The sequence below is a fragment of the Pseudoxanthomonas wuyuanensis genome (genome assembly GCF_900215535.1).
Lineage (GTDB): Bacteria > Pseudomonadota > Gammaproteobacteria > Xanthomonadales > Xanthomonadaceae > Pseudoxanthomonas_A > Pseudoxanthomonas_A wuyuanensis.
Genome location: NZ_OCND01000005.1, coordinates 176871 through 190764 on the forward strand (window position 1 = coordinate 176871; position 13894 = coordinate 190764).

12 protein-coding genes are annotated in these 13894 nt (G+C 67.0%); 6 read left to right on the top strand and 6 right to left on the bottom strand.

Annotated elements, in window-relative coordinates; genetic code table 11:
- Positions 1–161: 161 nt before the first annotated feature.
- Together CRO39_RS11865 and polA are read right to left on the bottom strand one after the other, a co-directional pair.
- Positions 162–650 carry a DUF421 domain-containing protein gene (locus CRO39_RS11865; protein ID WP_097122159.1) on the bottom strand — a complete coding sequence of 163 codons (489 nt, stop codon included), beginning with the start codon at positions 648–650 and terminating at the stop codon, positions 162–164.
- A gap of 350 nt (positions 651–1000) precedes the next feature.
- Positions 1001–3793 (bottom strand): DNA polymerase I, encoded by a 2793-nt coding sequence (gene polA, locus CRO39_RS11870; protein ID WP_097122160.1) that lies wholly within the window; start codon positions 3791–3793, stop codon positions 1001–1003.
- A gap of 110 nt (positions 3794–3903) precedes the next feature.
- Here polA and CRO39_RS11875 point away from each other — a divergent pair, with 110 nt between their 5' ends.
- Complete coding sequence (locus CRO39_RS11875; RefSeq protein WP_097122298.1) at positions 3904–4197, top strand: DUF2782 domain-containing protein; 294 nt, start codon at positions 3904–3906, stop codon at positions 4195–4197.
- Positions 4198–4243: 46 nt separating this feature from the next.
- On the opposite strand, the gene CRO39_RS11880 is transcribed toward CRO39_RS11875, so the two are convergent.
- From CRO39_RS11880 to CRO39_RS11890, 3 genes are all read right to left on the bottom strand, one after another.
- Positions 4244–4690, bottom strand: a complete 447-nt coding sequence (locus tag CRO39_RS11880) for a universal stress protein (RefSeq protein ID WP_097122161.1) — start codon at positions 4688–4690, stop codon at positions 4244–4246.
- Positions 4691–4786: 96 nt separating this feature from the next.
- Positions 4787–6979, bottom strand: coding sequence for a DNA helicase II (gene uvrD / locus CRO39_RS11885; RefSeq protein WP_097122162.1), 2193 nt, complete (start codon positions 6977–6979; stop codon positions 4787–4789).
- Positions 6980–7125: 146 nt separating this feature from the next.
- Positions 7126–7731, bottom strand: coding sequence for a TIGR00645 family protein (locus CRO39_RS11890; RefSeq protein ID WP_097122163.1), 606 nt, complete (start codon positions 7729–7731; stop codon positions 7126–7128).
- A gap of 118 nt (positions 7732–7849) precedes the next feature.
- Between CRO39_RS11890 and CRO39_RS11895 the strand changes: the two genes are divergently transcribed.
- The 3 genes from CRO39_RS11895 to CRO39_RS11905 all read left to right on the top strand — a co-directional run bounded on the left by CRO39_RS11895 (position 7850) and on the right by CRO39_RS11905 (position 11420).
- The gene (locus CRO39_RS11895) at positions 7850–8554 is read left to right on the top strand and encodes a glutathione S-transferase N-terminal domain-containing protein (RefSeq protein ID WP_097122164.1); all 705 of its coding nucleotides are present in this window, start codon (positions 7850–7852) and stop codon (positions 8552–8554) included.
- Between the two features lie 155 nt (positions 8555–8709).
- Positions 8710–10935, top strand: coding sequence for a S9 family peptidase (locus CRO39_RS11900; RefSeq protein ID WP_097122165.1), 2226 nt, complete (start codon positions 8710–8712; stop codon positions 10933–10935).
- Between the two features lie 20 nt (positions 10936–10955).
- Positions 10956–11420 (top strand): cytochrome c oxidase assembly factor 1 family protein, encoded by a 465-nt coding sequence (locus CRO39_RS11905; protein ID WP_097122166.1) that lies wholly within the window; start codon positions 10956–10958, stop codon positions 11418–11420.
- Between the two features lie 350 nt (positions 11421–11770).
- Here CRO39_RS11905 and CRO39_RS11910 read toward each other — a convergent pair whose 3' ends face one another.
- Positions 11771–12229, bottom strand: a complete 459-nt coding sequence (locus CRO39_RS11910; RefSeq protein WP_097122167.1) for a hypothetical protein — start codon at positions 12227–12229, stop codon at positions 11771–11773.
- A gap of 112 nt (positions 12230–12341) precedes the next feature.
- Here CRO39_RS11910 and CRO39_RS11915 point away from each other — a divergent pair, with 112 nt between their 5' ends.
- On the top strand, positions 12342–13382 hold the full coding sequence (locus CRO39_RS11915) for a chorismate transformation FkbO/Hyg5 family protein (RefSeq protein WP_425479694.1): 1041 nt from the start codon (positions 12342–12344) through the stop codon (positions 13380–13382).
- Positions 13383–13458: 76 nt separating this feature from the next.
- Positions 13459–13707, top strand: a complete 249-nt coding sequence (locus CRO39_RS11920; protein ID WP_097122169.1) for a hypothetical protein — start codon at positions 13459–13461, stop codon at positions 13705–13707.
- The last annotated feature ends 187 nt before the right edge of the window (positions 13708–13894 follow it).

A 13894-nucleotide genomic window follows, 5' to 3' on the forward strand; every position in this document is an offset into this window, starting at 1 on the left:
CGCACGCGCGCTTGTAGGAGCGATGCAAGTCGCGACCGCGCCCCGGCGGCCGTCCGGCCGGGCGGCGGCGAATGCGCCGCAGCGCGACCGGATGGCGGACATCGGCAGCGGCACCGCGCCAGGTAACTGGTCTCGACTCGCATCGGTCCGGCATGGACGGCCTACCCTTCGCGCGCGACCAGGGTGATGTGGCCGTTGTTCTCCAGCACCGCCAGGCGGATGTCGGCCACGTCCAGGCAGCCGGCCCCGCGCATCGCCTTCTCGAAATCCTCGTTGCTGATCAACTCCCGACGCAGCACGTCGCGGTAGACCTGGCCGTCGCGCGCCAGCAACACCGGCGCGCCTTCTACCCAGGTCTCCACTTTCGCGCTGCGCGCCGATGCCAGGCCCACCAGCCAGTTCATCGCGATCAGCGTGGCCGCCAGCAACATCCCGCCAGCCATCGAGGTGTCGCTGCCCAGCAGCGCGTTCTGCACTGCGTTGCCCAGCAGCACCACCAGCAACATGTCGAACGCGGTGAACTGACCCATCGTGCGTTTGCCCGACAGCCGGATCAGCGCCAGCAGGATGAAGTACACCGCGACAGCGCGCAGCACGAACGCCCACCACGGCATGGAAAGATCGAACATTTCCGCGAATGCGTGTTGCATGGCCGAGCTCCGGAAGGACTGCGCGCACGTTAGCGCATGCGATGTTCCGGAAAGCGCAAATAAAAAGCCCCGCGGACCAGGGGGAGGTCAGCGGGGCCAGGGAACGGGACCTGGGGAGGGGTCGCCGTTCCGGGGAGATCGCTCCAGGGGATGGGAGAGATCCAGCGACAGACCTTGCATCTGTCGCGAGCTATATGACCACTTTCCACATGGATGGTTCGTGAAGATTGTCGTTAAAAAACCGTGATATTTACACTCGATTCATTTTAATAAACTACGCAGTTCACAATTTATCCTGAACCGATTTTCGGGGCGCGCGGCCAAGTCCGTGTTTGCCAAGGATTTCCCGGCTAATGCGCCTGATCCCAGTTGTCGCCCACCCCGCTGTCGACCACCAGCGGAACGCTGAGTTGCGCCGCCGCCGACATCCGCGCTGTCGCCTCTTTCAGCAAAGTCGGCACGAACTCCGCATCGGTTTCGAACACCAGCTCGTCGTGCACCTGCAGGATCATCAGCGCCTGCGCGCGGTGATCGGCCAGCCACGCATCCACCGCAATCATCGCCCGCTTGATGATGTCCGCGGCGGTGCCCTGCATGGGCGCGTTGATCGCCGCGCGCTCGGCGCCGGCGCGCAGGTTCTGGTTGCGCGCGTTGATCTCGTTCAGGTACAGCCGGCGACCGAACAGCGTTTCCACGAATCCGCGTTCGCGCGCTTCCCGGCGCATCCGCTCCATGAAATCGCGCACGCCCGGATAGCGGCTGAAATACAGCGCCACGTAATCCTGCGCCTCGCCGCGGCTGATGCCCAGGTTGCGCGCCAGGCCGAACGCGCTCATGCCATACATCAGGCCGAAGTTGATCGCCTTGGCGGCGCGGCGTTCGTTGGGGGTGACCTCTTCGATCTTGCGGCCGAACACTTCCGCCGCGGTGGCCTTGTGGATGTCGGCGCCGGACTCGAACGCGCGCACCAGGCCCGGGTCCTCGGACAGGTGCGCCATGATGCGCAGTTCGATCTGCGAGTAGTCGCAGGCGACCAGTTTGCGTCCCGGCGGGGCGACGAAGGCGCGGCGGATGCGGCGGCCATCCTCGGTGCGGATGGGAATGTTCTGCAGATTGGGATCGGTCGAGGACAGCCGGCCGGTGGCGGCGCCGGACTGGTGGTAGCTGGTATGCACGCGGCCAGTGGCCGGATTGATCATCTCCGGCAGCTTGTCGGTGTAGGTGCTGCGCAGCTTGGCCAGGCCGCGGTACTCCAGGATGATGCGCGGCAGCTCATGCTGGTCGGCGATGGCCTCCAGCGCGTCCTCGTTGGTGCTGGGCTGGCCCTTGGGCGTCTTGACCAGGGCCGGCAGCTTCAGTTCGTCGAACAGCAGCGCCTGCAACTGCTTGGGCGAATCCAGATTGAAACTGCGCCCGGCCAGTTCGGTGGCCTTCTGCTGCGCGGCCAGCATGCGCTTGGACAGATCCGCGCTCTGCCGGCGCAGTTCGTCCATGTCGATGTTGACGCCGTTGGACTCGATGCGCTGCAGCACCGGCACCAGCGGCATTTCGATGCTGCGATACACCGACTCCAGCGTCGGCGCGGCGGCAAGCCGGGGCGACAGCACGTTGTGCAGGCGCAGGGTGATGTCGGCGTCCTCGGCGGCGTAGCGGGTGGCATCGTCGATGGCCACCTGCGAAAACAGGATCTGCTTGGCGCCCTTGCCGGCGACCTGCTCGAACTTGATGGTCTGGTAGCCCAGGTAGCGCTGCGCCAGCGAATCCATGTCGTGGCGGCTGGCGGTGGAGTTGAGCACGAAGCTTTCCAGCATGGTGTCGTCGGCATAGCCCTGCACGTCGATGCCGTGGCGCGACAGCACATGCAGGTCGTACTTGCCGTGTTGGCCCAGCTTGGGCTTGGCCGGGTCCTCCAGCAGCGGCTTCAGCGCCGCCAGCGCCGCGGCGCGATCCAGCTGCGCCGGCACCCCGGGATAGTCGTGCGCCAGCGGCAGATAGGCGGCCTGGCCGGGGGCGACGCAGAAGCTCAGCCCGACCAGGTTGGCGCGCATCGGGTCCAGCGAATCGGTTTCGCTGTCGAACGCGAAGCGTCCGGCCTGCCGCAGCCGTTGCAACCAGTCATCGAGCTGGGCCTGGGTCAGGATGGTTTCGTACTCGCCGGGCGCCGACAGCGCCGCATCCGGCGCCTCATCGCCGGCGCCGGAGGACTTTACGTAACCGGCTGCGGTGCCGCGCACGCTGAGTGTATCGCTGCGCGCATCGGCGGGCGCATCGCCGGCGCCGCCGCCTTCCAGCTCCTTCAGCGCCTGGTTGAACCCGTAGCGGCGGTACAGTTCGCGCAGGGCCTCCACATGCCGCTCGCGCGGCGCCAGCGTCTCCGGGCCGCCGTCCAGCGCCACATCGGTCTTGATGGTGACCAGTTCGCGGTTCAGCGGCAGGCGCGGCAGCGCCGCGCGCAGGTTCTCGCCGATCTTGCCCTTGATGCCGTCGGCCGCGGCGATGACGCCATCCAGCGTGCCGTATTCGCCCAGCCATTTGGCCGCGGTCTTGGGCCCGCACTTCTCCACGCCGGGCACGTTGTCGATGGTGTCACCCATCAGCGCCAGCAGGTCGACGATCTGATCCGGGCGCACGCCGAACTTCTCCACCACCGTGGCGTCCGAATCCAGCCGGCTGCCGCTCATGGTATTGACCAGCGCGATGGAGCCGCCGTTCGAGGCCGCGGGGCGCACCAGCTGGGCGAAGTCCTTGTCGCTGGTGGAGATGGTCACCTCCATGCCCTGCGCGGCGCCCTGCAGCGCCAGCGTGCCGATCACATCGTCGGCCTCGACCCCTTCCACCCGCAGCAACGGGAACCCCAGCGCCTGCACGATGGCGATCATCGGCTCGACCTGCGCGCGCAGTTCCTCCGGCATCGGCGGCCGGTTGGCCTTGTACTGCGGATAGAGCGCTTCGCGGAAGGTCGGGCCGCTGGCGTCGAGTACGAACGCCATGTGATCGGGTTTTTCCTTCAACGTGGCGCGCAGCATGTTGACCACGCCGAACAGCGCCCCGGTGGGTTCGCCATCGGCGTTGGTCAGTGGCGGCAGCGCGTGAAAGGCGCGGAACAGATAGCTGGAGCCATCAATCAGGACGAGTCGGGTCATCCGGTGATTCTACGCGCACCGTCGCGCGGCACGTCATGTGCGCATGGCCGCTTTCGGCGCATAATCGGGGCCTCGAATGCTGCCAGGAGCAGGCCATGTTGCGCACGACTGTGGAAATCGCCCTGCTTGCCGGCCTGCTGGCGCTGGCCGGTTGCGCTTCGTTCGGCGGCGCGGACGTCGACCCCGGCGTGGACCTGGCCGATGCCCAGGTCGCGGTGCGCACCGAGAAGAACGGCGACGTCATCGAGGAGTACCGGGTTGGCGGCCAGCTGCGGATGGTCAAGGTCACCCCGGTCCGCGGCCCGGCCTACTACCTGATCGACGAGAACGGCGACGGCCGTCTGGACAGGAGCAAGGGCAACAACGACGTCTCGCCGGTGTACTGGAAGCTCTACGGCTGGTGAAGGGCCCGGGGTCCCACGCGCTGCCGGACACGGAGAAACCGGCGGATCAGCGGATCACCAGCACCGGAATCCTGCTGCGCGCCAGCACCTCGCTGGTCTGGCTGCCCAGCACCAGCCGCCCCAGACCGCGCCGGCCATGCGAGGCCATCACGATCAGATCGCTGCCGCGGGCTTCGGCGGTCTCGATGATGGCATCGGCGGCGTAGCGGTCCGGTACGTGCACCACCTCGGCGGCGATGCCTGCCGCCTGGGCCTTCTCGCGTGCCGCATCCAGGACCCGCGTGGCGGCTTCCTGCTGGGCGCGTTGGTACTCCGGTAGCAGGTTGTAGGCGCCGCCCCAGCCCAGAGCGCCCTCGTAGCCGGTCACCTGCGGCTCGCTGACGGTGACCACCGCCACTTCGGCCTGCAGTTGCGACGCCAGCACCAGTCCCTGCTCGAGCCCGCGCGCGGCCAGCTCGGAACCATCGACGGCAATCAGGATGCGCTTGTACATGGCGTGCTCCAACGGCGGACGATGGCGTCATTACACGCCAGAACCGCCGCCGCGGTGTTGATCCGAATCAAGTTTCCGATGGCCGGCCGCGCCGGCTCAGGCCAGTTGCAGGTTGGCGTAGGCCAGCACCAGCCACTTGCTGCCTTCGTCGTCGAAATTGACCTGCACGCGCGCATGCGCGCCGGCGCCTTCGTAGTCGGTGACCACGCCTCGGCCGAACTTGGCGTGGACCACGTTCTGGCCCAGCTTCAGGCCTGGCGCCTCAATGGCGGCATGGCCGGGATCGCGGCGCGGCGCATAGCTTTGCACCACCCGCGAAACCTGCACCCGCGGGCGCACCTCGTGCAGCAGGCCGGAAGGAATCTCGCGCAGGAACCGCGAAGGAATGCCGTACATGTCCTGCCCGTGCAGCCGGCGGGCCTCGGCATAGCTGAGCACCAGCTTCTGCCGGGCGCGGGTGATGCCGACATAGGCCAGGCGGCGCTCTTCCTCAAGGCGACCGCTTTCGTCCAGCGAGCGGTTGCTGGGGAACAGGCCTTCCTCCAGACCGGCCAGGAACACCAGCGGGAACTCCAGGCCCTTGGCCGAATGCAGCGTCATCAACTGCACGCCGTCCTCACCGGCCTGGGCCTGGCCCTCGCCGGCCTCCAGCGCCGCGTAGGCGAGGAAGGCGACCAGTTCGGACATGCCTTCACGGCCGTCATCCGGCATGTCCTCGTCGTCGCGGCGGACGAAGCGCGAAGCCACCGAGACCAGTTCGTCCAGGTTGTCGGTGCGCGAATCGAGCTGGCCGCGGCTTTCCTTTTCGTAGTGATCGCGCAGGCCCGAGCGCATCAGCGCATGATCGATCTTGTCCTTGAGTTCCAGCTCGGCGGTTTCGACCGACAGCGCTTCGATCAGCGCCAGGAACGCCGCCAGCGCATTGCGGGCGCGGCCGGCCAGTGCGCTGCCGGCGCTGAGCCGGCGCGCAGCCTCCCACAGCGGCACCGCATCCTCGCGCGCGCAGCGGCGCACTTCGTCCATCGTGCGATCGCCGATGCCGCGAGTGGGCGTATTGACCGCGCGTTCGAACGCCGCATCGTCGTCGCGGTTGGCCAGCAGGCGCAGATAGGCCAGCGTGTCCTTGATTTCTGCGCGCTCGAAGAAGCGCATGCCGCCGTAGACGCGGTACGGCACCTGTTCGGACAGCAGCGCTTCCTCGAACGCGCGCGACTGCGCGTTGCTGCGGTAGAGGATGGCCGCATCGGCCAGACTGCCGCCATCGCGCACCCACTGGCGGATGCGTTCGATGACGAAGCGTGCCTCGTCAACCTCGTTGTAGGCCGCGTACAGGTCGATCGGATCGCCATCGCCGGTATCGGTCCACAGTTGCTTGCCGATGCGGCCCGGGTTGTGCGCGATGACGCCGTTGGCGGCGTTGAGGATGTTGGCGCTGGAGCGGTAGTTCTGCTCCAGCCGGATGGTCGAGGCGCCGGGGAAGTCCTGCAGGAAGCGCTGCACGTTCTCGACCTTGGCGCCGCGCCAGCCGTAGATGGCCTGATCGTCGTCGCCGACCACGAACACATGCCCCGAGTCGCCGGCCAGCACCCGCACGAACGCGTACTGGATGGCATTGGTGTCCTGGAATTCGTCGACCAGGATCTCGCGAAAACGCGTGCGGTAGTGCGCCAGCAGCGCCGGCGTATCGCGCAGCAGTTCATGCGCGCGCAGCAGCAGCTCGGCGAAATCGACCAGGCCGGCGCGGTCGCAGCGCTCCTGGTACAGCACGTAGGCGCGGCGCAGCGTGTCCATCCACACGTCCTCGCCCGGCTGGATATGCGCCGGGCGGCGGCCCTCGTCCTTCTGCGCATTGATCCACCAGGCGATCTGGCGCGGCGGAAAACGCGCCTCGTCCAGCTCCATCTGCTGCACGACGCGCTTGATCAGCCGCAGCTGATCGTCGCTGTCGAGCACCTGGAAGCTTTCCGGCAGCTTGGCCTCCTGCCAGTGCAACCGCAGCAGGCGATGGGCCAGCCCATGGAAGGTGCCTATCCACATGCCGCGGCTGCCGTTGCGCAGCTGCAGATCCGCGCGCGCGCGCATTTCGCCGGCGGCCTTGTTGGTGAAGGTCACCGCCAGGATGCCGTGGGTGGGCACCCCGTGGACCTCGTTCAGCCAGGCGATGCGGTGGGTCAGCACGCGGGTCTTGCCGGAGCCGGCGCCGGCCAGCACCAGGTAGTGGCCGGGGGCGGCGGAGACGGCCTCGCGCTGGGCCGGGTTCAGATCATCGAGTAGGTGAGAGACATCCACCGCGGCATTTTACAGGAGCGGCGGATGCACCGGCTGCGACAGCCGCGCATGCCATTCCGGAAAACGCAGCGTTTGGCCGAATTCGCCCGGCCCGCCGCGGGCCGGAGCCGACACAGCAGCCAGGCAAGCCCGGCTCTGCGAAAGCTTCAGTGCGTGGCGTGTTCGCGCTTGGTCGAGCTTTGGGTCATCAGCTTGTCGGTGTAGGCAATGCCGACCGCCGACAGGATGAAGACGATATGGATGATGGTCTGCCACATCACGCCCTGGGCGGTGAACTTGCTGCCCGGCATGCCCAAGTCGCCCACTTCGATGAACGTCTTTAGCAAATGGATGGAGGAGATGCCGATGATCGCCATTGCCAGCTTGACCTTCAGCACCGAGGCATTGACATGGCTCAGCCATTCCGGCTGATCCGGATGGCCTTCCAGGCGCAACCGCGAAACGAAGGTCTCGTAGCCGCCGACGATCACCATCACCAGCAGGTTGGAGATCATCACCACGTCGATCAGGCCCAGCACGATCAGCATGATCGCGACTTCGGCGGTCGGCCCGCCCTCGGCCAGCGCCGCGGCCTGTGCCTCCTCATTGCCGTTCAGGAAAACCTGATGGATCAGATGCACCAGTTCCACACCGAACTGCCACACATACACCGCCTGGGCGAAGATCAGTCCCAGATACAGCGGCAGTTGCAACCACCGCGAGGCGAAAATCAGGTTGGGCAGAAAACCGAGACGGGCAGGAGGTTGCGACATGGGCGGGACACTGCTTTCCAAGGATGCGGCAGAGTACCGGCCCGCGATGACACTGCCAAGCGGAACCGGCGGCTAAACTCGCACATCGCACCCGCCATCCCCACTCAGGAGCCGCCTCATGATCGATCTGCACTATTGGCCAACGCCCAACGGCCACAAGGTCACGCTGCTGCTGGAGGAAACCGGCCTGGACTACACGATCAAGCCGGTGAATATTGGCGCCGGCGATCAGTTCAAGCCGGAATTCCTGGCCATTTCGCCCAACAACAAGATGCCGGCCATTGTCGATCACGCGCCGGCCGATGGCGGCGCGCCGCTCGGCGTGTTCGAATCCGGCGCGATCTTGCTGTACCTGGCCAACAAGACCGGCCGCTTCTTCGGTGCGGACACGCGGCAGAAGGTGGCGGTGAACCAGTGGCTGATGTGGCAGATGGGCGGCCTGGGTCCGATGACCGGGCAGTATGGCCACTTCAACGTCTATGCGCCGGAAAAGATCGCCTACGCCATCGACCGCTATACGCGCGAAGCCCAGCGCCTGCTTGGCGTGCTGGATCAGCAGCTGCAAGGCAGGGCGTTCGTGGCCGGCGATGACTACAGCATCGCCGACATGGCCATTTTCCCGTGGGTCAACCCATACGATGCGGCGCCGCTGGACCTGCAGCCGTATGCCCAGGTACGCCGCTGGCACGCCGCCATCGCCGCGCGCCCGGCCACTGGGCGCGCCTACGCATTGAAACAGCAGGTCAATCCCAATGCCGGCCAGCCGCTGAGCGAGGAAGAGCGCAAGCATCTGTTCGGCCAGGGGACAAAAAGCCCGGTGTAGGAGCGCCGTCCCCGGCGCGAGCTCTGGCTTTGTGGCAGGGTCAAGGGAAGATCTCGCGGCCGGGAGGCCGCTCCCACAGCCCGCGCTCCCACAGGCATCGCCTCCGATCCGGGTGATAATCCGGGGCTGACCGGCCCCGCCGCCCGAGATCGCCCATGCGCTTTGCCCTGCTGACCCTGATGACGCTCGCCACCGCCCTGCCCGCCCACGCCGAAAAACTCACGCTGGAAGCCATTACCGGCAGCGCGCCGCTGTCCGGCCCCACCCTGACCAAACCGCAGATTGCCCCGGACGGTTCGCGGGTGACCTTCCTGCGCGGCAAGGACAACGACCGCAACCGGCTGGATCTGTGGGAGTACCACGTCGCCGATGCGCAGACCCGGCTGCTGGTCGATTCGTCGCTGCTGCTACCCGGCCAAGAGGTGCTCAGCGATGAAGAAAAAGCGCGCCGCGAGCGCCAGCGCATCGCCGGGCAGAGCGGCATCGTCGATTACCAGTGGTCGCCCGACTCCAAGGCGCTGCTGTTTCCGCTTGGCGGCGAGCTGTATCTGTACGCGTTGGACAAGGCGGCTCCACAAGCGGTGCGCAAGCTGACCGATGGCGGCGGCTTTGCCACCGATCCGAAGATCTCGCCCAAGGGCGGTTTTGTCAGCTTCATCCGCGACCGCAACCTGTGGGTCATCGACCTGGCCAGCGGCAAGGAAATCCAGCTGACGCGCGACGGCAGCGAGGTCATCGGCAACGGCGTGGCCGAATTCGTCGCCGACGAGGAGATGGATCGCCATACCGGCTACTGGTGGGCGCCGGACGATTCGGCCATCGCCTTCGCCCGCATCGACGAAACCCGGGTGCCGGTGCAGAAGCGCTACGAGGTCTATCCGGATCGCACCGATGTGGTCGAACAGCGCTATCCGGCGGCGGGCGAAACCAATGTCGCCATCCGACTGGGGGTGATTGCGCCCAGCGCCGCAGCCAAGCCGCAGTGGATCGATCTGGGCGCCGATACCGACATCTACCTGGCCCGGGTGGATTGGCGCGATGCCAAGCGGTTGACCTTTCAGCGCCAGTCGCGCGATCAGAAAAAACTGGAACTGATCGAAACCGACCTGGCCAGCGGCAAGCAGCGCACGCTGATCACCGAGACTTCAAAGACCTGGGTGCCGCTGCACAACGATCTGCGTTTCCTGAAGGATGGCCGCTTCCTGTGGTCGTCCGAACGCAGCGGTTACCAGCACCTGTATCTGGCCTCGGAAGACGGCCGCCAACTGGTGCCGCTGACCCAAGGCGAGTGGGTGGTGGACAAACTGCTGGCGGTCGACGAGCCCGCGGCGGCGGTCTATTTCAGCGGCAGTCGCGAGTCGGCCGTGGAAAGCCAGGTCTATTCGGTGCCGCTGCAGGGCGGCGACATCCGCCGGCTGTCGCAAACCGCCGGCATGCATACGGCCACCTTCGCGAAGAATGCCAGCGTCTTCGTCGACAGCTGGTCCAACCATGCCACCCCGCCGCAAATCGAGCTGTTCGCCGCCGATGGCAGCAAGCTGGCCACCCTGTTGACCAACGATCTGGCCGATCCGCAGCACCCCTACGCGCGCTACCGCGATGCGCAGCGGCCGATCGAATTCGGCACGCTGACCGCCGCCGATGGCGCAACGCCGTTGCACTACAGCCTGATCAAGCCGGCCGGTTTCGATGCGAACCGGAAGTATCCGGTGGTGGTATTCGTCTACGGCGGCCCCGCCGCGCAGACCGTGACCAATGCCTGGCCCGGACGCAGCGACAGCTTCTTCAACCAGTATCTGGCCCAGCAGGGTTATCTGGTGTTTTCGCTGGACAACCGCGGCACGCCGCGGCGCGGCCGTGAGTTTGGCGGTGCGCTGTACGGCAGGCAGGGCACGGTGGAAGTGGACGACCAACTGCGCGGGGTCCATTGGCTGAAGTCGCAGGGTTTCGTCGACCCGCAGCGCATCGGCGTATACGGCTGGTCCAATGGCGGCTATATGACCCTGATGCTGCTGGGCAAGCACAGCGACGCCTATGCCTGCGGCGTTGCTGGCGCGCCGGTCGCCGACTGGGCGCTGTACGATACCCACTACACCGAGCGCTACATGAACCTGCCGGAGGCCAATGAAGCCGGCTACCGCGAGGCCAGCGTGTTCACCCACCTGGACGGGCTGACTTCGCAGCTGCTGCTGATCCACGGCATGGCCGACGACAACGTCCTGTTCACCAACTCCACCCAGCTGATGAGCCAGCTGCAGCAACGCGGCACGCCGTTCGAACTGATGACCTACCCCGGCGCCAAGCACGGCCTGCGCGGCGCCGATCTGCTGCACCGCTACCGGCTGACCGAAAACTTCTTCGACCGCTGCCTGAAGCGCTGATCGCGCGCAAGGATCCGACGATGAACATGAGCGCAACCGCGCAACCCAACTGGTGGACCCGCAACTGGAAGTGGTTCGTGCCGGTGCTGGCGGTGACGCTGGCGTTGCTGTTTGCGGCCGCCATCGCCGGGTTCCTTGCGCTGGTGATGGGAATGATGAAATCCTCCGAGCCCTATCGGCAGGCGATGGCGCGCGCGCAGGCCGAGCCGGCGGTGATCGCGGCATTCGGCGAGCCGATCGCCGATGGCTGGTTCGTGCAGGGCAATATCAACATCAGCGGCAGTTCCGGGGACGCCAGCCTGGCCATTCCGGTGCGCGGCCCCAACGGCGAAGGCAAGATCTATGTGGACGCCATCCGTACGGCAGGGGCGTGGGAATACCGCACGCTGATCGTGGAGCTGGGCGATGGCGAACGCCGCATCGATCTGGGCGACAAGGCTCGGGCCGGGATTGCCGCGTTGCCGGAACGGGAACCGCCGCTGTGACCTCCGCCTGATTGTCCGCTCCGGAGTAGCGGCGTAGCGGGGCCGGACTTTTCCGGAGAAAGCCGCCCATGAAGCCGCTCGTCCCTGCCATTGCGCTGATCCTGGGCGCGCCCTGCCCGCACTGGCGCAAGCCGTTCGTGCCGGCGCAGCGGAAGAAAAAGTAGCGGGCTTCGGGTCGGTGCATCGATAGCCCGATCATCCCGGTGGCTGGGACCCTGATGCCGGAACGCCGCTGGGGCCCGGCCTGCGCCGGGATGACGAAGGTATCGCCGCCTGGCCCGCAACGTTCCTGGATGCGTCGATGGCGGCAGCGCGGACCCTTCCGTGCTGCCGCCTCAAGCCTGGCGGGATCAGTTTTCCGGTTCGGGCTGCACCAGCGAACCCGGCTCCACCGGCGTGCCCGGCGGCACGTAGATGGCCACGCCGGCCGCGCGCCGCTGGGTGGTGGGGATGCCGATGCCGACACCGCCGCCGCTGTGACGGCCGTAGCTGCCGGCGCCGACCGACATGCCGACCGGCGAACCGCTGGAACCCACCCCCATCAGCACCACGCCGTTGGCGCCCAGCGCGGCCGCTTCCCGTTTCAGCCGGGCGACCGCGGCATCGGTCTGGCCTTGGGTGCCGAACCCGACCGCGCTGGTGGACTCCAGTTGCGCGATCTCCTGCGAGCCGGCTGGCGGAGTGCGGTAGATCTGGACCTGGGCCGGGTCGACCGGCGGACGCGGCTGCCCGAGCATGACCTTGGAACTGCCGGCGCACCCGCCCAGTACGGCAGCCAATGCAAGGGTTGCGACAAGACGTAGCGCCATGACGAAGGTCTCCGTTGGAACCTGCGGCCCATGTTCCGCCGCGGCCGCTGAATATCGCATATCCGCTGTCGACGGCGGGGTTGCCCGCAGCGGGCGCGTTATCATTGCGCCCCTGAATGTGCCATTCCCGTCCCCGATGAGTGTTGTTCCCGAGCCCCAGTCCGGACCGCTGCGGCTGGCCGTCGATTATGTGCATGCCAGCTCGCCCGGCGCCCTGCTGACCCTGCCGGAAACGCTGGCGGTGTTCGGTTTCGGCGGGCTGACGCCCGAGCGCTCCGAAGTCGCCGATGCCCGCTACCTGCGGGTGCCGCTGTCGGCACCGGCGGGGAGTGCGCCGCTGGAAGTCTGGCGCGCAACCGGGCCGGTGAGGCACGGCTTCAGCGACGGCATCGCCCACAGCAGCGATGGCGAATTGCAGTTTGGTGCGCTGGAAGTGGCCGAGCACCAGGGCGACATCCTGCAGGCCAGCCAGACGCTGTATGCGCGGCTGGCCGCCTTCTGGCGCGGCAGCGGCTATCCGCACCTGCTGCGCATCTGGAACTATCTGGACGCCATCACCGATGGCGAAGGCGACGACGAGCGCTACCGGCAGTTCTGCGTCGGCCGGGTGCGCGGGCTCGGGCAGCTGGATACCCGTGCATTGCCGGCCGCCACCGCGATTGGCTGCCGCGACGGCCGGCGCGTGTTGCAGGTGTACTGGCTGGCGGCGCGCACGCCGGGCACGCCGGTGGAGAATCCGCGCCAGGTCAGCGCCTACCGCTATCCGCGCGAATACGGCCCGCAATCGCCGAGTTTCGCGCGCGCGCTGCTGCCGCCATCGGCGCAGATGCCGCTGTTGCTGTCCGGCACCGCCAGCATCGTCGGCCACGCATCGCAGCACGCCGAATCGTTGAAGGCGCAGTTGGACGAAACCCTGACCAACCTGGACAGCCTGATCGCGGTGGCGCGTGCGCGCCGCCCGGATCTGCCGGCGCACCTGGGGCCGTCATCGCGGCTGAAGATCTACCTGCGCGATGGCGAGGACGCCGATGCGGTCAAGGCGCAGCTGGCGGCCCGGCTCGGCAACCAGGTGCCGTATCTGCTGCTGCAGGCCGACGTGTGCCGGCGCGAACTGCTGGTGGAAATCGAGGGCATGCACGGCGTGCTGGCTTGATCTTGCGCGCCGCGGGCCTATAGTCGTCACGCGCCAGCGCTTTGTCCCTTCAACCTTTTACGGAGCCAGAACCGCCATGGGCCTGATCAGTCTGCTGTGGGGCATCGTCTCGATGATCTGGATGATCCTGGCGCTGATCCCGCTGCTGGGATGGGGCAACTGGTTCCTGATCCCGTTCGCCGCGGTCGGCGCGATCATCGCCGCAATCGGCATCCTGTTCACTTCCCCCGGCAATCGCGGCCGCGCCAAGACCGGGCTGGTGCTCAACGGCATTGTCATCGTGGTGGGCATCGTCCGCCTGTCGCTGGGTGGCGGGGTCATCTAGCCCTGGATTCCTAGGGGCTGTTGCCGTTTCCCGAGCAGGGCCGGCCGCGTCCGCATGAGGGCCGATCCATGGCGTGAGCGCGATGCCCATGCGGTGGCCCCTTCCTTCCCGATCTGGCCGTTCGGCGCCGCAAGCGACGTGGCGCTTGAACCGCGGTCGCGTGCGGGCGCAGACTCGCCAACGGCCA